Genomic DNA, 17,251 nt, shown 5'->3' on the forward strand with positions numbered 1-17,251 from the left:
ACCGACGACGCAGCAATCGTCCAGCGTGAGGTAGTCTCGACTGCATCAACGCGTTTGACGACGTTCGGCCCGGATCCGTGGAATCCGGTTGCGTGTGCAGTTTAGTTGAATGCGTTTTGACCTGGCTCGCGCAATCCAGGTTGCCGCTACATGGCCGGACCGTGAATCTGCGCCGCTTCCGCGGGGGCGCTATTGAGTGCCCTCGGGTCCCCGGAAAAATCTGATGTCGCTCATGACAGCAGCCGTTGGGACCGGTCGAACTTCTAGCACCTGCCAATGCACCACTGTGTGAGACACTTCACATCGTCGACATGCTGCCGGCCCGCAGGCCACGTCATCGTCCGGCGCTCAAAAATTTTCTCCGGAGTAACGTGGTACCTGATCGTTCGTTGGCCGATGCTTGATATGGCGCAGATCTCGGCGGGTCTTATGTCGCCGGCTCGTCGATCCGCTCAAACCGGCGCAACGCCCATACCCGTCTGAATTTTTGAACGCTGCGAACGGGTTCCTCGCTGTCGTCGCGTGCGCGTGTCCAGCAATCCAGCCGTTTGCATCCTGCCAATACTCTCTTGAGTAGCGGAGATTTGGACTGAGCACGCTAGAGAACGAGCGAAGGCCGGCCGCCGCCGAATTGCCGCAAACAAGACGTGCGATCCGGGAAAAATGTGCAATAATTTTTTCGTTACCGTGGTCCAATATTGGGCTGGCCGCCAACCAGACAGTGGGTGGTGCCAATGCAGCAGATTGCGGACTGGCTCGAGAAGCTGGGGCTTGGGCAATACGCGCTGCGTTTTGCCGAGAACGGGATCGATCTTGGTGTCCTTCCCGAACTGACGGATCAGGACTTCGAAAGATTGGGAGTCCTGCTCGGTCATCGACGCAAAATGCTGCGCGCGATTGCCGAACTCAATCAAGCCGAACTGGTCGCCGAGCCGGCGATCCGGCGCGATGCCGAACGACGGCACCTCACCGTCATGTTCTGCGACCTGGTCGGTTCGACGGCGCTTTCGGCGCGCCTCGATCCCGAGGACATGTGGGAGGTGATCCGCGCCTATCGGGCCGCCTGCGCAAGGGTCATTGCCACTTACGACGGCATTATCGCCAGGTTCGTGGGCGATGGAATACTCGCTTATTTCGGCTATCCCGTTGCACACGAGGATGACGCGGAGCGCGCCGTGCGGGCGGGGCTCGACATCACCGCCGCAATAGGGCCGCTCGAAACGCGCGCGATACAGCGCGTTGAGGTGCGGGTCGCGATCGCGACCGGACTTGTGGTGGTAGGCGACCTCATCAGCGGAGGCGCGTCAGAGCAGCAGGCGATGGTCGGCGATACACCGAACGTCGCTGCGCGGCTGCAGGGCCTGGCGGAGCCCGGGGCGGTTGTCGTTGCGGCTTCGACGCGCCAACTGCTTGGCGACCTGTTCACGTTTCGCAGTCTCGGTCACCGCGAGGTCAAGGGCATCGACGGGCCCATCGCGGTCTGGGCGGTCGAAGGCGGAGCGGCATCGGAGAGCCGCTTCGAGGCGGTGCGAACCGTGCGCTCGATCGGCTTTGTCGGCCGCAAGGCGGAGATCGAATTCGCGCTCTCGCGCCAGCAGCTGGCGTGGCAGGGCCAGGGCCAGGTGGTCCTGATTTCCGGCGAGGCCGGGATCGGCAAGTCGCGCATCGTCGCGACGCTGTTGGAGAACCCTGCGTTGGGGACCCACCGCCGGGTGCGCTATCAGTGCTCGCCCTACCATACCAACAGTGCGCTTCATCCCTTTGTCGCTCAACTCGAGCGCGCTGCCGGCATCAGGTCGCAGGACACGCCGGAGCAAAAGCTCGACAAGCTCGAGGCAATGCTGGCGCTTGGAACGCAGCAGGTGGCCAAGGCGACGCCGCTGATCGCCGCTCTGCTTTCGATCGCAACCGGCGAGCGCTATCCGCCGCTCGGCCTCAATCCGGTGCAGCAGCGGCGACAGACATTCGCAGCCCTGCTCGATCAGGTCGAGGGTCTGGCGCGGCAGCAGCCTGTGCTGGTTGTCTGCGAGGACATGCATTGGGCCGACGCCACGACGCTCGAGCTGTTCGATCTCACGGTCGACCGGATCAGGGGATTGCCGATACTCATGCTCTTGACCTTTCGGCCCGAGTTCGAGCCGCCCTGGGTGGGGCTTCCCAACGTCAGCCTGTTGCGGCTCGATCGGCTTGACCGGCGGGACACGCGCGCGCTGGTCGAGCAGGTGACCGTCGGTCGCCAGCTACCGGACGAGATGATGAGGCAGATCATCGAGAGGACGGATGGCATCCCGCTGTTCGTCGAGGAATTGACCAAGATGGTGCTGGAGTCCGGACTGCTCGTGGCAGATGCCGGGCGCTATCGGCTCGATAGTCCGTTCCCGTCGCTCGCCATTCCCGCGACGCTGCAGGACTCGCTGATGGCGCGGCTCGACCGGCTGGCGCCGGTCAAGGAGGTGGCGCAGATCGGCGCTGCCATTGGCCGCGACTTCTCGTATACGCTGCTGCGATCTGTGGCGGGTCGCGATGATCTGACATTGAGCGCCGCGCTGGCGCAGCTCGAACAGGCCGAGCTGCTGATGCGGCGCGGCACGCCGCCGGAAGCACGCTACAGCTTCAAGCACGCGCTGGTTCAGGAAGCGGCTTACGAGAGCCTGCTCAAGAGCCGGCGACTGCAGCTCCACAAGCATATCGGCGATGTGCTGCGCGACAGCTTTCCGGTCATCGCCGAAACCGAGCCGGAAGTGCTGGCCTACCACTTCACCGAAGCGGGGCTCGGCGAGGTGGCTCTCGGCTGGTGGCGCAAGGCCGGCCAGCAGGCGCTGAAACGCTCGGCCTATTCCGAGGCGGTCGCCCATCTCGGCAAGGCCGTCGCGATCGCCGATGGGTTGCCGGGCGAGCCGGGCCGCATCATGAGCCGGCTCGACCTCCAGATTGCCTATAGCCGCGCGCTGCGCGGAAGCCTTGGGCACAGCGCGCCCGAAACGGTGGCCGCATGGACGCGCGCCCGGCAGTTCGCAGCTGACATCAATGATCCGGTCGAACTGGCGCCGATCCATTCGGGCCTGTTCAATGCCTGCCTCACTCACGGCGAGATCGCGCCGATGCGGGAATTGGTGGAAGCAATCGTCAGCGCCGCCGACCGGCGACCGGAATCGCCGGTGGCTGCAGTCCTCTCCCATTGCACCCGCGGGGTGACCTGTTGGTTCGGCGGCGATTACCTGAATGCGAAAGTGCATCTTGAGCGGGCCCTCGCAATCTACGGCGCCGAGCCTGACCCCGAAACCTTCAGGGCGTCAACGCTGGACCTGCCGTTCGTCATCATGAGGTTTCTTGCCCTGGTGCTCTGGCCGATCGGGAAGATCGATCGTGCGCGCCGGCTCGCCGCGGCAGCGGTGAGCGTCCCGGGCGAAAAGCGGGCGCTGTCGCAGGCCAATGCACTCGTTCATAAAGCCGTCTTCGACGGACTGTGCGCCGGCATGTTGCAGCAAACAGAGACCATCCTTGCCCTCGCTCTCGCCCGCGAACATACCATGCCGTTGTATGTGGCCGCCGGGACCTACCTGAACGGCCTTGCAAAGTGGCGCGCCGGCGAACAGGTGGAGGGCCTCGGCGAAATGCGCCGCGGCTGGACCCTGCTGCATGAAAATGATTGCTACCTTTGTGAGCCGTTCTGGGGGATGCATGTTGCCCTGGCGAACGCGGAAGCGGGGCAACTTCAGACCGGGCTGGAAATTGTGCGCGAGCTGATCGGCTGGACGGAACAATCGGGCCAGCATTGGCTCGATGCCGAACTGCATCGTGTCCAGGGAGAGCTGCTGCTCCGTTGCGACCCGCCGAACGCTTCCATGGTCGAAGATGCCTTCAACAGGGCCCTTGAAATCGCCCGCCGCCAGCAGACGAAGACTTTCGAATTGCGCAGCGCGCTTGGCCTGGCGCGCTTCTACATCAGGAATGGTCGAACGGCGCTCGTATCCGAACTGCTCGGGCCACTCCTTATTGATTTCGACGCCGCGCAGGATCTCCCCGAAATCGAAGAGGCTGAGAGGCTGCTCCGGCACAGCCGTTAGCCGGTGCAGTACATTCTTGTGAGGGGCGCGACGCCGACCTGCGCCAAACCAAGCGTCTTCACTTCTCCGTCAGGCAGGCTTCGCGAGCGGCTCGCCACGAGCTATGATCCGCAACGCAACCTTGCCGCGTGGTGCAGCCTGATCCGGGATGTGCGCTAGCCCCAGCCGCAGCGCGTCGTTGAAGTCCGAGATCGCGATATCGTATTCGCCCTTGTCGTAATAGGCCGAGCCGCGCAGATTGTAGATCGCGATATCAGGCTTGAGCCTGAGCGCCTCGCTGGCGTGGCGATGACCTTGAGGTAGTCGCCCTTCTTGTTCCAGCCGACCGCGCGCCAGAAATAGATCCCCGCGAGTTTCTCGCCGGACAACACCTTCAGCGCGATGATCTTGTTGAGGCATCGATGATCTGATCGGCCGGTGTGGTGTCGGTGGTGCAGAGCGGCCCGAGTTGTTTGCGGGACTGGGCGAGGGAGGGCGCCGACCACAGGGCGGCTGCGAGCAAGGTCAGCGTCAGGATCGCGCGGCGCATCAATTGGTCCTCATCATCAACGGGTTGCATCCATGTCTTGGTGGCGAAATCCGGGATGGCGGTTCATGCCGGCCGGCCCGGAAGTGCACCTTTCCCCGGTGGGCAGATGGTGGTAGGACGTCCCGGTCACCTGCCGTTGCCCACCGCTTCGTCCCAAACCGCCACCCGATGAAAAACGACAAGATTCTAAGCCAGATATCGGAGTTCTGCCGCCAGGCCGACATGGCGGAGACGACGTTTGGCCGCCGGGCCGTCAATGACGGCAAGCTGGTGCATCGCCTGCGCGAGGGCAAGCGCATCACAATCGACACGCTGGACCGGATCCTGGCCTACATCGCCGCTTCCACGCCGGGCGGGCTGCCGCCGCCGCGCGGGATCGAAGTGCCGCCCGAGAAGCGCGACCCCAGGGGCAATTTCCGCTTCTTCGAGAACCGGCAGAAGTATCTGTTGTTCGTCCATACCTGCAGCGAAAAGCGGGTGATCGCGGACCGGGTGGCGCTGGAGCTGTCGAGCCTGCATCCGCGGCCGCCGGCGCTGCGGGTGTTCGATGCCGGCGTCGGCGACGGCACGGTGCTGGCGCGGGTGATGCGCTCGATGCACGGCCGCTTCCCCCATATGCCGTTCTATATCGCCGGCAAGGAGCTCAGCCTGGAGGACGTCCGACTGACGCTCGACAAGGTCCCGGACCGGCTGTTCGAGCATCCCGCGACCGTTTTTGTGCTCACCAACATGTACTACGCCGAGGCGCCCTGGCTGACGCCGGCTTCGCCTGCGGCGGCCGCGGGCATGATCTGGCACGAGGTGGCCTTGCAGGGGGCCTCGTCGGGCGAGTTCGAGACCCAGATCGCCGCATTAGGCCCATTTCTTGAGCAGAACTGGCGGGCCAATGTCAGCCCCACATCGGGCATGCCGATCTATGAACGGCCAGTGGCGCTGGTGGTTTACCGGGAGGACCACCGGTTCCTGCTTGATTCGATCATCCCCCGGGCGGGCCGAACCGAGGCCAATTTCGACCTCGTCATTGCATCCCAGCCATACCGGGCCAAATCCTCTGTGAATTTCCGCGCCAAGCGGATCATCGCGCCGCTGGCGCGGGCGCTGCGGGCCGGTGGCCGGTTGATCGGAATTCACTCCCACGGGCAGGATCCGGGGCTGGAAATCATCCAGGCGGTGTGGCCCGGAGAAAATCCTTTCGCGGTGAGCCGTCATGAGCTATTGCGCACCGTGAAATACGAGCTGGGGTCAGCCGGGCGCGACCTCAATTTTAATGCCTACGCCGATAACCGTTCCATCTTCCGTTATGATATGGAAGCGCTGCCCAACGAGGTCACCGGCTCGATCGGAACCTCGACGGCCTTTGCAGCGTGGAACGCGGCAGTGTATGTCGCCCAGATCGAAGATGAACGGTTGACGGAAATGACCGAAAACGGCCGAACCCTCGATGCCACCAGAGAAGTTCTGCGCAAGCATAATGGGCTTTGGTTTTACGACGAATCCTACGTCATTTCGCGCCGTCGCGACTGACATTCCGGGATAAATGACAAAGAGAGCCCGCCGACATCAGGCGGAAACAAGGGGTTGTTGATGCGCGCGTCTTATCTGTTCACCAGCGAGTCGGTTTCCGAAGGCCATCCGGACAAGGTTTCGGATCAAATCTCCGATGCGATCCTTGATGCCTTCCTCGAGAAGGACGTCAAGCTCGGTATTGCCGACGACAGTGCGGTCAATACCCGTCTCGGCTGCGAGACGCTGTGCACGACCAACAAGATCGTGATTGCGGGCGAGGGCCGTGGCCAGTTGTTCCGCGACATCCACGGCGTCTCGGTGGTCGATCGCGAACTGATCTCCGAGATCGCCCGCGGCGTGGTCAAGGACATCGGCTACGACCAGAACGGCTTCTCCTATCACGGCGCCGACATTGAGGTGCTGCTGCATGGCCAGTCGCCCGACATCGCGATGGGCGTCGATGCCAAGAAAAAGAAGAGCGGCGAAGAAGAAGGCGCCGGCGACCAGGGCATGATGTTCGGCTATGCCTGCAACGAGAGCGAAATCTACGAAAAGGGCAGCTTCATGCCCGCGCCGATTTTCTTCGCGCACCGCATCCTGAAAGTGCTGTCCGACAAGCGCCGCAGCGGTCAGCTGTTCGACCTGCAGCCCGACGCCAAGAGCCAGGTCACGGTGAAGTATGTCGAAGGCAAAGCGGTCGGCTGCACCAAGGTCGTGGTCTCGACCCAGCACAACGAGAAGAGCCGCAACGGCAAGAAGTATTCGCCCGGCCTGATCAAGGACATGATCGCGCATGAAGTCGAGTCGGCGCTGCCGAAGGGCTGGATGCCGCAGAAGTCCTCCGACTTCCTGGTCAACCCGACCGGCAACTTCGTGGTCGGCGGTCCCGACGGCGATTGCGGCCTGACCGGCCGCAAGATCATCGTCGACACCTATGGCGGCTACGCGCCGCATGGCGGCGGCGCCTTCTCCGGCAAGGATCCGACCAAGGTCGATCGTTCCGCTGCCTATGCCGCGCGCTACCTCGCCAAGAACGTTGTCGCGGCCGGCTTTGCCGATCGCTGCACCATCCAGGTCGCCTATGCGATCGGCGTCGCCGATCCGATGTCGCTGCTGGTGGAAACCCACGGCACCGGCAAGGTCGATGAAAAGAAGCTCGAAAAGGTGCTGCCGCAACTGTTCCGGCTGACCCCGACCAACATCCGCCGCACGCTGAAGCTGAACCGGCCGATCTATCGCCGCACCGCTTCCTACGGCCATTTCGGCCGCGCGCCGGAAAAGGATGGCGGCTTCTCCTGGGAAAAAACCGATCTGGTGTCCGCGCTGAAGGGCGCGTTCTGATTTTCTCCGTAATCGTCCTGCTTATTCCGGAAAGCCTTTCGCGCTTTTCGGAATAAGCTTTTTCAAGGGATCAACACATGACCGCCGCCGCCAAGAAGCCTGCCTTTACCGACTATATCGTCAAGGACATCTCGCTCGCCGACTTCGGCCGCAAGGAGCTCTCGCTGGCCGAGACCGAAATGCCCGGCCTGATGGCGACGCGCGAAGAATACGGCCCGAAGCAGCCACTTAAGGGCGCGCGCATCGCGGGCTCCCTGCACATGACGATCCAGACCGGCGTGCTGATCGAGACGCTGGCCGCACTCGGCGCCGACATCCGCTGGGTCTCCTGCAACATCTATTCGACGCAGGACCACGCGGCGGCGGCGATCGCAGCCGCCGGCATTCCGGTGTTTGCCGTCAAGGGCGAGAGCCTTACCGAATACTGGGATTACACCGCCAAGCTGTTCGACTGGCACGGTGGCGGTCACCCGAACATGATCCTTGACGACGGCGGCGACGCCACTATGTACGTCCATCTCGGTCTGCGTGCCGAGAACGGCGACACCAAGTTCCTGGACAAGCCGGGTTCGGAAGAAGAAGAAGTCTTCTTCGCGCTGCTGAAGAAGCAGCTCAAGGAAAAGCCGAAGGGCTATTTCGCCGAGATTGCCAAGAGCATCAAGGGCGTTTCCGAAGAGACCACCACGGGCGTGCATCGTCTCTATGACATGCAGAAGGCCGGTACGCTGTTGTGGCCGGCGATCAACGTCAACGACAGCGTGACCAAATCGAAGTTCGACAACCTCTATGGTTGCCGTGAATCGCTGGTCGACGGCATCCGCCGCGGCACCGACGTCATGATGTCCGGCAAGATTGCGATGGTCGCGGGCTTCGGCGACGTCGGCAAGGGCTCGGCGGCGTCGCTGCGCCAGGCCGGCTGCCGAGTCATGGTGTCGGAAGTCGATCCGATCTGCGCACTGCAGGCGGCGATGGAGGGCTACGAGGTCGTGACCATGGAAGACGCGGCACCCCGCGCCGACATCTTCGTCACCGCCACCGGCAACAAGGACATCATCACCATCGAGCACATGCGCGCGATGAAGGATCGCGCCATCGTCTGCAACATCGGCCACTTCGACAACGAGATCCAGATCGCGGGTCTGAAGAACCTGAAGTGGGACAACATCAAGCCGCAGGTTGACGAGATCACCTTCCCCGACAACCACCGCATCATCCTGCTGTCGGAAGGCCGCCTGGTGAACCTCGGCAACGCCATGGGCCATCCGAGCTTCGTGATGTCGGCCTCCTTCACCAACCAGACGCTGGCGCAGATCGAACTGTTCGCCAACAACAAGGACGGCAAGTACAAGAAGGAAGTCTACGTGCTGCCGAAGTCGCTGGACGAGAAGGTGGCCCGGCTGCATCTCGCCAAGATCGGCGTCAAGCTGACCGAACTGCGCCCCGACCAGGCCGAGTACATCGGTGTCAAGCCGGAAGGCCCGTTCAAGGCGGACCACTACCGGTATTGATCCAACCGCATACGCGACAAAAAGCCCCGGAGCGATCCGGGGCTTTTTTCATGGCACGACCCCTGCTACGATCTGAGGTAGAAGCATAACAAGCCCGCCACTGTGGAAGCGGGCGGCCCACTCTCCAGACTTTCTTTTCAGAGGCCGAAAACATTGCGGAGGGAAAATCATGTCAAACGAAGCAGCCAACGTCGCGATTTTGAAGGACGCCTATCGCCAGTGGCACGAGAGCAAAGGCGGCAGCGTCGAGCAACTGTTGAGCATTTGCGATCCAAGCATCAATTGGGATTCGATTCCCCGCGGCGCGGCGCCGCTGGAGTTTGCAAGGCAATATAACGGCCGTGAGGTGTTGCAGGGTTATTTCAGCCAGCTCCTGGCCGATTGGGAGATGATCCGCTACACGATCGACGAATACGTTGCGCAGGGCGATGCCGTGTTCGCGCGCGGCTCGTGCGCCTGGACCAACAAGAAAACCGGGAAGGTTGCGGACACGCCCAAGGTCGATTTCTGGCGCTTTCGGGACGGCAAGGCGGTCGAATTCTACGAATATTTCGATACTGCGCACGTTGCCGCTGCGGCGACCTGAAGCCGGTTGCAACTTGGCGTGCTGCCCCGGACGAGAAGGTGGCCAGGCTGCATCTTGTCAGGATCGGCGTCAAGCTGACCGAACTGCGCCCGACCAGGCCGAGTACATCGGCATCAAGCCGGAAAGCCCGTTCAAGGCGGACCACTACCGGTATTGATCGCCGCCGGATCGGCGCGCATCAACCAGAGCCCCGTTCCGATTGAATCGGAACGGGGCTCTAGCGTCCTGAACCAAAAGTTCGTGGCATTTTAGACCTTCGCAGGCGAGTTGTAAGCGCAGATGCGTTCGATTGAGCGGAGAATGTCGTCGGCTGATTTGGTCCACTGGAACGGCCTTGGGTCTGCGTTGTGATGTTCGATGAAGGACGTAATCTCGGCACGTAGCGCCGCCACGCTGCGATAGATGCCGCGCCTGATTTTGCGCTCTGTGATGAGGGCAAAGAAGCGTTCGACCTGATTGAGCCAGGACGAACTTGTTGGCGTCAGATGCACGTGCCAGCGCGGCCTCTTTGCCAGCCAGTTGCGGATCAACAGCGTCTTGTGGGTTGCGTAATTGTCCATGACGAGGTGGACGTCCAGATCGTCTGGAACAGCGGCTTCGATCTCATCGAGAAATTTGCGGAACTCTTTAGCGCGATGGCGTCCATAGCACTTGCCGATGACCCGGCCTGTTGCGATGTCGAGGGCGGCAAATAACGAGGTGACGCCATGTCGCTTGTAGTCGTGACTGCGGCGCGCCGCCTGACCAGGTCGCATCGAGCGGAGCAAAGCGTCGACCCATAGCCAACCCTCCCCAAAATGCGGAGGGTCCGCCATCTTCGAGTCGATTTCGAGTCCGCTGAACTTCAGATTCGGGACACTAGATTCTTGATTTGACGCGTTTTCTTGACGCGAGCCGGTGTCCACTTCGCTGGAAAACGTTCTAGTCCGTTATTGGACTAGCTCTGAGAAATTCTGCTCACCTTGACTTCGCCGGGAGAGACCACATCGGCGTTGTCAAAGTCGGGGATTGCATCGAGGGCTTTGACGATCTCGATTGCTAAGCTGTCGGTAAATTTTACGAGATCAAAATTCATTTCGGTTGTTTTGTTGGAGAGAAATTTGCTGATATCATAACCAACGCGGTTCGATGCACGGGCCGGTAGACTGGTGGGAGAGCTAAGCAGCGGCAAGATAAGGGAGTGAGAAGAGGCCCCTGTCCGTTCCCGTCGCTCAAAGGTCTCCCATTCGGCCAAGTTCCAGCTCGACGCCCAATAGGAGGGCGTAACTATCGCCAATAGGAGCTTGCTCTTCGCAAGCGCTGCGAACGTCTGATCGGCGAAATTTTCGCCAAGTTCAATTTCCCGGTAGTCGAAAAAGATTCGGGCGGGTCGCCCAATTCTCAAAGAGATTGCATTATCGAGATGTTTCAGAAACGGACGCAGCCAATCGTCCAATACGCTGTCCCGTTTATAGCTTACGTAAAGGTCGTAGCTGGCGGCGCGAATATTAGTTGACTCGAGGGGGCGGCGATCCGGGGCATTCGGAGTTTGAGGTGAAACGCCTAGCTGGAATACCTCTTCTGCATTCCCCAAATTGTGAGCTAATAGATTTGCTACCTTCAGGTAGGTAAAGCCCATTCCTTGAGGGTCCGATGTCCCCTGTTCGATGACTGCGAGTTTCTCTCCGTATGCAAAATAATCTACGTGTGGGATTTTCAGCTGATCAGTTACGCCGTGTATATTCGCGCCCCGTGGTAGCCAATCGGAATAAAATTCGCTCATCGCCCCTGACGCCCGCTCAACCCAATCTTTGGATTCGCGAAAATCGTTTGCGAATCGTGAGCCAAGGGGGATGATACTGAGCTGTGATCGATCATAAGCTAGGGATTGGCGGGCGCGCTGGGCAAGTCTCATAACGTCGCGTACGCCGTACAAACTCTGGTGGTTTGCCGTGAACATTCCGACCAAGATATCGGGCAACTGAATTGTGCAGATGCCACCAGAGTCGCTGAGACCGGTGCGGCTGTCTATCATAACTACGTCAAAGTCGTTCAGCCATTTGCTACGCAAGGATTCCAGAAAATTACCGCCCCCGTTGGCGAAGAATGACTGCCAATCAAAACTTTCAAGATTTGCAGAATAATTGTCATCAGTAGCGCGACCGCTGGCCAGCAAATAAAGCGTTATTCCCTCGGCGACTATCGGTGACAAATAGTTCCTATAGTCAACCTCAGTGCCTTTGCCGGCATCAATCAGCAGCGCCAACAGTCCGGGTCCCCCAACTTCGTTTTTAAAATAGAAGAAGTAATTCTCAAGCCCTGGCGCCTCGAGGTCCCAGTCGACCATCAATACTTTTTTGCCTTGGCGCGCCAGCAAGACGGCGACATTCGCGAGTGCCATGCTTCTGCCGACACCGCCCTTATAAGAGTAGAATGTGACGATCCGGCTCATTTGGGTTGAAACTTTGGCAGGGCAGTTTGAGCGGGCGTGTCCGCTTTATAGAACTCGCGGAAAAAAGCGTCCGATGCTGCTTGCGACCATTTCGACTGCCAGTTTGGGGCCTGCTGAATTGCTTTCGCAATACCCACCGAGTGAACGTCAATGAGGTCGCTCAATTCCTCGGCCTTGGGACTGTCTTCCCGCATGCGGGTATTGTAGCAGGACCGAATGTCCATGCTCTGAATGAACTTCAGTTCCTTTGGAAAGTCTTCCCCGTCGTGAATGATTGCGGGAATTACCAAGCCATATGTAATCCCTTTGGCGCGGCCTTGCCGACCGAGCATATGGCTCATTTCCTTTGCGCACCACACGCTGTTGAAAAAAGTCTTTGTCCACAATGCCACCAGCACCTTTGAGACTCCCAAGGCATCGCCGAGCGATTGTGGCCAAAGCTCTCCAGCCGAGACCTGTTGGTTTATCTCGTGAACGAAGATCGTCGGTTCATTGCCGAGGGCAAGTCCTACCCTGTGCCCGAGCAGCGGTTCGAAATGTTTCTTGATCCAGCCCAGCGTCTCAGGGTGACGCTTATAGCTGATAAAAATGTCGTACTTGTACGTCATCGTCCTATCCGCATTGCGGCCGTGAGGGGACAGATCCTAGCACCAAGTTCGGCCGATCTCAGCTTATGGGCGTGAATTTTACAACCATTTTCGCGATAGCAACCGAAGGTCGATCGGACCCAAGCGCTTGCGCTCCCCCAAAAGCACGAGCGCCGCAGCCCGCGCTACCCCGAAAACGGGACGCCGGGATCATTCCAGGAGTGTTTCGATCCCTGTTTTACCGGTTGATTTTCCTCCTGCTTGGGCGCTAATCGCCTCATGGAACGAACCCACCCACCGAACATTTCGACGTCCTCATCGTCGGGGCGGGTCTCTCGGGCATCGGCGCGGGCTATCACCTGCAGCAGAAGTGCCCCGGCAAGAGCTACGCCATCCTCGAGGGCCGCGACTGCATCGGCGGCACATGGGATCTGTTTCGCTATCCCGGCGTCCGCTCCGACAGCGACATGTTCACGCTCGGCTATTCGTTCAAGCCCTGGACCGAGCCGAAGGCGATCGCCGACGGGCCGAACATTCTCAACTATGTGCGGCAGACTGCGCTCGAGAATGGCATCGACAAGATGATCCGTTTCAACCACCGCGTCAAACGCGCGTCGTGGTCGTCGCAGGATGCGCGCTGGACCGTCGAGGCCGAGCGCAAGGCGGGCGAGGGCGGACCGGAGACCGTGCGCTTCACCTGCAATTTCCTGTTCATGTGCTCGGGCTATTACAAATACGAGGAAGGCTACACGCCGGAATTTGCAGGCACCGCGGATTTCGCCGGCCGCATCGTGCACCCGCAGAAATGGCCCGAAGACATCGACTATGCCGGCAAGCGCGTCGTGGTGATCGGCTCCGGCGCGACGGCGGTAACGCTGGTGCCGGAGATGGCCAAGACCGCGTCCCACGTCACCATGCTGCAGCGCTCGCCGACCTATGTGGTGGCGCGGCCCGCAGAAGACGCGCTTGCCAACAAGCTGCGGCGCAATCTGTCCGCAAAACTCGCCTATCACATGATCCGCTGGCGCAACGTGCTGTTCGGCATGTATTTCTTCCAGCTCTGCCGGCGCAAACCCGACCGCGCCAAAGCGCTGATCCTCGGCGGCGTCAAAATGGCGCTCGGCCCCGACTACGATATCGGTACGCATTTCACGCCGCGCTACAATCCCTGGGAGCAGCGGCTGTGCCTGGTGCCGGACGGCGACCTGTTCAGGGCGATCAGGGACAAGCGCGCTTCGGTCGTCACCAATCATATCGACACCTTCACCAAAAGCGGCATCAAGCTGAAGGACGGCAGCGAACTCGAAGCCGACATCATCGTCACCGCGACCGGGCTTAACCTGCAGGTGCTCGGCGGCCTCGACGTCAGCGTCGACGGCAGGAAAGTCGATTTCGCGCGCACGCTGAACTACAAGGGCATGATGTATTCGGACGTGCCGAACATGGCCTCGGCGTTCGGCTACACCAACGCGTCGTGGACGCTGAAATGCGATCTCACCTGCGAATATGTCTGCCGCCTGATCAACTACATGGACCGGCACGGCTACAAGCAGTGCGTGCCGCACAACCTCGATCCTTCGGTGTCGGAACTGCCGTCGCTGGATTTCTCCTCCGGCTACGTGCAGCGCGCGATCGCGCAGATGCCCAAGCAGGGCTCGAAGCGGCCGTGGCGGCTCTACCAGAACTACGCCCTCGATATCGTCACGCTGCGCTACGGCAAGATCGACGACGGGGTGATGCAGTATTCGTGACGGGATGGCGCCGGAAACCGTCATGCGTAACTTCGCGCATCCGTGCCCTCGTCTGGCTAAGGGGCGGGACGGCCGGTGGCTCGGAAACCATGTACGTCCGGGCCTTCGATGGCACCGGTTGGAGCGCCTGGGATATGTTCGGCCTTACGGCGGTCTAGTCGCGAGAGTGCTTCCGTACCTGACGCTTCGCGGCTTCATAAGACATCCCCGGAAAAGAAAAAAGCCCCGGATCAGATCCGGGGCTCTGCTTTTTGCAGTATGCGTTTCGCGACTGCCTATTCCGGCTCCCCGATCGCGACCTTCAGCGTGCCGACGCCGTCGACGCCGCATTCGAGGTTGTCGCCCGGCTTGAGCTGGGAGACGCCGGCCGGCGTTCCCGTCATGATGATGTCGCCGGCGGCGAGCGCGACCTGCTGCGAGAGCTGCCAGATGATTTCAGGCACGTTCCAGATCAGTTCGGTCAGATCGCCCTTTTGCGTTTCGGTGCCGTTGACGGTGAGCCAGATCTTGCCCTTCGCGGGATGGCCGATCTTCGAGGCCGGCTGCAGCGCCGAGCAGGGCGCGGAATAGTCGAACGACTTGCCGACTTCCCACGGGCGCTCCTTCTTGCGCGAGGCGATCTGCAGGTCGCGGCGGGTCAGGTCGATGCCGACGGCGTAGCCGTAGACATGGTCGAGCGCCTTCTCGGTGGGAATATTGAGGCCGCCGCTCTTCATCGCGACGACCAGTTCGACCTCGTGATGCAGGTCCTTGGTCAGCGGCGGGTAGGGGATGGTGGCGCCATCGGCCACCAGCATGTCGGCGTGCTTGGCGAAGAAGAACGGCGGCGCGCGCTCGTCATTGCCCATTTCGCGGATGTGCTCGAGATAGTTGCGCCCGACGCACCAGATGCGGCGCACGGGATAGGACTTTGTCTCTCCGACGACGGGAAGCGAAGGCTGCGGCGGAACGGGAATGACGTAGGATGCGGCGTTCATGAAATGGGTCTCTTGGACGGTTTTGGAGTGGAAACGGCGGGATAGCTTTACGCGCTTGCGCTGATCGGCGCCAGACTGGGGTGACCGGCGTCGCGCTGTTGCAGGCGGAAGAACGAGGCGTAGCGCCCGCCGCGCCGCAACAGGTCGTCATGCTGGCCGCGCTCGACGATCTCGCCGCCTTCGACCACCAGAATGGCGTCGGCGTGCATGATGGTGTGCAGGCGGTGGGCGATCACGATCGTGGTCCGGTTCCGGCACAGATGCTCAATGGCTTCCTGGACGGCTTTTTCGGATTCCGAATCCAGCGCGGCGGTGGCCTCGTCCAGCAGGATGATCGGCGCGTTCTTGATCAGCGCGCGGGCCACCGCGATGCGCTGGCGCTGGCCGCCGGACAGTTGCGTGCCGTGCTCGCCGACCGGGGTGTCGTAGCCGAGCGGAAAACCCATGATGAATTCGTGGGCACAGGCGGCCTTGGCGGCGGCCTCGATCTCGTCCCTGGTGGCGCCGACCTTGCCGAAGGCGATGTTGGCGCCGATGGTGTCGCGGAACAGATAGACGTCCTGGCCGACGTAGCCGGTCTGCTGGCGCAGCGAATGGCGCGACACGCCCGAGATCGCCTGGCCATCGATCAGGATGGCGCCGTCGCCCACCTCGTAGAGCCGCAGCAGCAGCGCCAGCACGGTGGATTTGCCGCCGCCGGACGGGCCGACCAAAGCGGTGGTCTTGCCGGGCTCGGCGATGAAGCTCATGCGGCGCAGCACCGGCTCGTTCGGCCGGTAGGCGAAGGTCACGTCGCGAAACTCGACCCGCGCGTCGATAAGTTTCAGGGCCGGCTTGTCGTCGTCGGCGGGCTCGGTGGGCGGGCTGTCGACGATTTCCAGCAGCTTGCGCGCGCCGATCAGATTGCTGTTCAACTCGATATTGAGCCGCGCCAGCCGCTTGGCCGGCTCATAAGCCAGCAGGAACGCGGTCAGGAACGAAAAGAACTGGCCCGGCGAAGCGCCCATCGCGACCACGCGATAGCCGCCATACATCAGCCCCGCGGCGATCGCGAAACCGCCCAGCGTTTCCATCAGGGGGCTCGAGCGGCTGGACACCCGCGCCATCTTGTTGGCGTTGCGTTCGACGGCGGTAATGCTGGCGTCGATCCGCTCGCGCATTGCCTGTTCGAGCGTGAACGCTTTCACGGTGCGGATGCCCTGCAGCGATTCCTGCATGGTTTCCATGATGTCGGCGGTGCCGGAGAACTGGTTATGCGCCAGGCCCTTGATGCGCTTGACGAGCTTGCGCAGCACCAGCATCGCCGGGGGGGCCACGCCGAAACCCAGCAGCGCCATGTACGGATCCGTCATCAGCATGACGACGACGAGCGCGATCAGCGACAGCAGATCGCGTCCGATGGCGTTGATCAGGAGATTGAGGACCTGTGTCACCGACGTGGCGCCGGCGGTCAGCCGCGCCAGAAATTCCGAGGAATGCCGCTCGGAAAAGAAGGCGATGTTTTCGCTCATCAGCTTGGCGAACAGCTGGCGCTGGTTGTTGGCCAGGATCGCGTTGCCGATCTGCGACAGGATCACGGTGTGTCCGTAGGTCGCCGCACCCTTGAGCGTGAAGATGACGATGGTGACCAGCGACAGGATCGCAATGCCGCGCACATCCTTGTCGACATAGGCCTTGTTGATGACTTCGCCGAGCAGATAGGCGGAACCGGCCGTCGTCGCTGCCGCAACCCCCATCAGCGCGAACGCCAGCAGGTAGCGCCGCCAATAGGCGAGGCCCTGTTCGGCCACCAGGCGGCGAATCAGGATCGCCGCTCCATAGGGGTCGTCAGTGATTTTTCTCGGTGTTTCCTTGGGAAGCTCGGTCATCCGCGTTCCATTGACGGCGCAGGCGTGAATTACCTGCGTGTCAGGGCTGCTACGGTGACTGCTTGCCCGCTAAATGGCGGTTTTTCAAGCCAAATAACAG

At 61.2% G+C, this 17,251-nt stretch carries 10 protein-coding genes and 3 pseudogenes; 7 read left to right on the top strand and 6 right to left on the bottom strand.

Going from position 1 to position 17,251, the window contains the following annotated elements:
- The first annotated feature begins 734 nt into the window (after positions 1 to 734).
- Complete coding sequence (locus JQ558_RS16825) at positions 735 to 4,067, top strand: adenylate/guanylate cyclase domain-containing protein (RefSeq protein WP_212294282.1); 3,333 nt, start codon at positions 735 to 737, stop codon at positions 4,065 to 4,067.
- A gap of 159 nt (positions 4,068 to 4,226) precedes the next feature.
- Here JQ558_RS16825 and JQ558_RS16830 read toward each other — a convergent pair.
- Positions 4,227 to 4,596: pseudogene (locus JQ558_RS16830) on the bottom strand (tetratricopeptide repeat protein); the annotation flags it as partial.
- Positions 4,597 to 4,764: 168 nt separating this feature from the next.
- Between JQ558_RS16830 and JQ558_RS16835 the strand changes: the two are divergent.
- The 5 genes and pseudogenes from JQ558_RS16835 to JQ558_RS16855 all read left to right on the top strand — a co-directional run.
- Complete coding sequence (locus JQ558_RS16835) at positions 4,765 to 6,120, top strand: hypothetical protein (protein WP_212294283.1); 1,356 nt, start codon at positions 4,765 to 4,767, stop codon at positions 6,118 to 6,120.
- 60 nt (positions 6,121 to 6,180) lie between these two features.
- Positions 6,181 to 7,443, top strand: coding sequence for a methionine adenosyltransferase (gene metK / locus JQ558_RS16840; protein WP_212210133.1), 1,263 nt, complete (start codon positions 6,181 to 6,183; stop codon positions 7,441 to 7,443).
- Between the two features lie 77 nt (positions 7,444 to 7,520).
- Positions 7,521 to 8,951 (top strand): adenosylhomocysteinase, encoded by a 1,431-nt coding sequence (ahcY, locus tag JQ558_RS16845; RefSeq protein ID WP_211999007.1) that lies wholly within the window; start codon positions 7,521 to 7,523, stop codon positions 8,949 to 8,951.
- Between the two features lie 169 nt (positions 8,952 to 9,120).
- The gene (locus tag JQ558_RS16850) at positions 9,121 to 9,537 is read left to right on the top strand and encodes a nuclear transport factor 2 family protein (protein WP_212294284.1); all 417 of its coding nucleotides are present in this window, start codon (positions 9,121 to 9,123) and stop codon (positions 9,535 to 9,537) included.
- Between the two features lie 29 nt (positions 9,538 to 9,566).
- A pseudogene (locus tag JQ558_RS16855) lies at positions 9,567 to 9,694 on the top strand (adenosylhomocysteinase); the annotation flags it as partial.
- A gap of 91 nt (positions 9,695 to 9,785) precedes the next feature.
- On the opposite strand, the pseudogene JQ558_RS16860 reads toward JQ558_RS16855, so the two are convergent.
- The 3 genes and pseudogenes from JQ558_RS16860 to JQ558_RS16870 all read right to left on the bottom strand — a co-directional run.
- A pseudogene (locus JQ558_RS16860) lies at positions 9,786 to 10,292 on the bottom strand (IS630 family transposase); the annotation flags it as partial.
- 182 nt (positions 10,293 to 10,474) lie between these two features.
- Positions 10,475 to 11,968: a KGGVGR-motif variant AAA ATPase gene (locus JQ558_RS16865; RefSeq protein ID WP_212212234.1), complete on the bottom strand. Its 1,494-nt coding sequence runs from the start codon at positions 11,966 to 11,968 to the stop codon at positions 10,475 to 10,477.
- Positions 11,965 to 12,576: a toll/interleukin-1 receptor domain-containing protein gene (locus JQ558_RS16870; RefSeq protein ID WP_212212231.1), complete on the bottom strand. Its 612-nt coding sequence runs from the start codon at positions 12,574 to 12,576 to the stop codon at positions 11,965 to 11,967. Before JQ558_RS16870 ends, JQ558_RS16865 begins: the two co-directional genes overlap by 4 nt.
- Before the next feature lie 296 nt (positions 12,577 to 12,872).
- Here JQ558_RS16870 and JQ558_RS16875 point away from each other — a divergent pair, with 296 nt between their 5' ends.
- Positions 12,873 to 14,306 carry an NAD(P)/FAD-dependent oxidoreductase gene (locus JQ558_RS16875; RefSeq protein WP_212294365.1) on the top strand — a complete coding sequence of 478 codons (1,434 nt, stop codon included), beginning with the start codon at positions 12,873 to 12,875 and terminating at the stop codon, positions 14,304 to 14,306.
- A gap of 275 nt (positions 14,307 to 14,581) precedes the next feature.
- Here the strand turns inward: JQ558_RS16875 and JQ558_RS16880 are convergent, their stop codons facing one another.
- The gene (locus JQ558_RS16880; protein ID WP_212212223.1) at positions 14,582 to 15,283 is read right to left on the bottom strand and encodes a fumarylacetoacetate hydrolase family protein; all 702 of its coding nucleotides are present in this window, start codon (positions 15,281 to 15,283) and stop codon (positions 14,582 to 14,584) included.
- Positions 15,284 to 15,330: 47 nt separating this feature from the next.
- Positions 15,331 to 17,151 carry an ABC transporter ATP-binding protein gene (locus JQ558_RS16885; RefSeq protein WP_212294286.1) on the bottom strand — a complete coding sequence of 607 codons (1,821 nt, stop codon included), beginning with the start codon at positions 17,149 to 17,151 and terminating at the stop codon, positions 15,331 to 15,333.
- Positions 17,152 to 17,251 lie beyond the last annotated feature (100 nt).

Source organism: Bradyrhizobium sp. AUGA SZCCT0160, assembly GCF_018130105.1.
GTDB lineage: Bacteria > Pseudomonadota > Alphaproteobacteria > Rhizobiales > Xanthobacteraceae > Bradyrhizobium.

What these genes read in the sequence shown, in the direction of transcription:
- metK (WP_212210133.1), top strand. Translation starts at nt 6,181, where the DNA reads ATGCGCGCGTCTTATCTGTTCACCAGCGAGTCGGTTTCCGAAGGCCAT.
- JQ558_RS16850 (WP_212294284.1), top strand. Translation starts at nt 9,121, where the DNA reads ATGTCAAACGAAGCAGCCAACGTCGCGATTTTGAAGGACGCCTATCGC.
- ahcY (WP_211999007.1), top strand. Translation starts at nt 7,521, where the DNA reads ATGACCGCCGCCGCCAAGAAGCCTGCCTTTACCGACTATATCGTCAAG.
- JQ558_RS16835 (WP_212294283.1), top strand. Translation starts at nt 4,765, where the DNA reads ATGAAAAACGACAAGATTCTAAGCCAGATATCGGAGTTCTGCCGCCAG.
- JQ558_RS16825 (WP_212294282.1), top strand. Translation starts at nt 735, where the DNA reads ATGCAGCAGATTGCGGACTGGCTCGAGAAGCTGGGGCTTGGGCAATAC.
- JQ558_RS16880 (WP_212212223.1), bottom strand. Translation starts at nt 15,283, where the DNA reads ATGAACGCCGCATCCTACGTCATTCCCGTTCCGCCGCAGCCTTCGCTT.
- JQ558_RS16885 (WP_212294286.1), bottom strand. Translation starts at nt 17,151, where the DNA reads ATGACCGAGCTTCCCAAGGAAACACCGAGAAAAATCACTGACGACCCC.
- JQ558_RS16865 (WP_212212234.1), bottom strand. Translation starts at nt 11,968, where the DNA reads ATGAGCCGGATCGTCACATTCTACTCTTATAAGGGCGGTGTCGGCAGA.
- JQ558_RS16870 (WP_212212231.1), bottom strand. Translation starts at nt 12,576, where the DNA reads ATGACGTACAAGTACGACATTTTTATCAGCTATAAGCGTCACCCTGAG.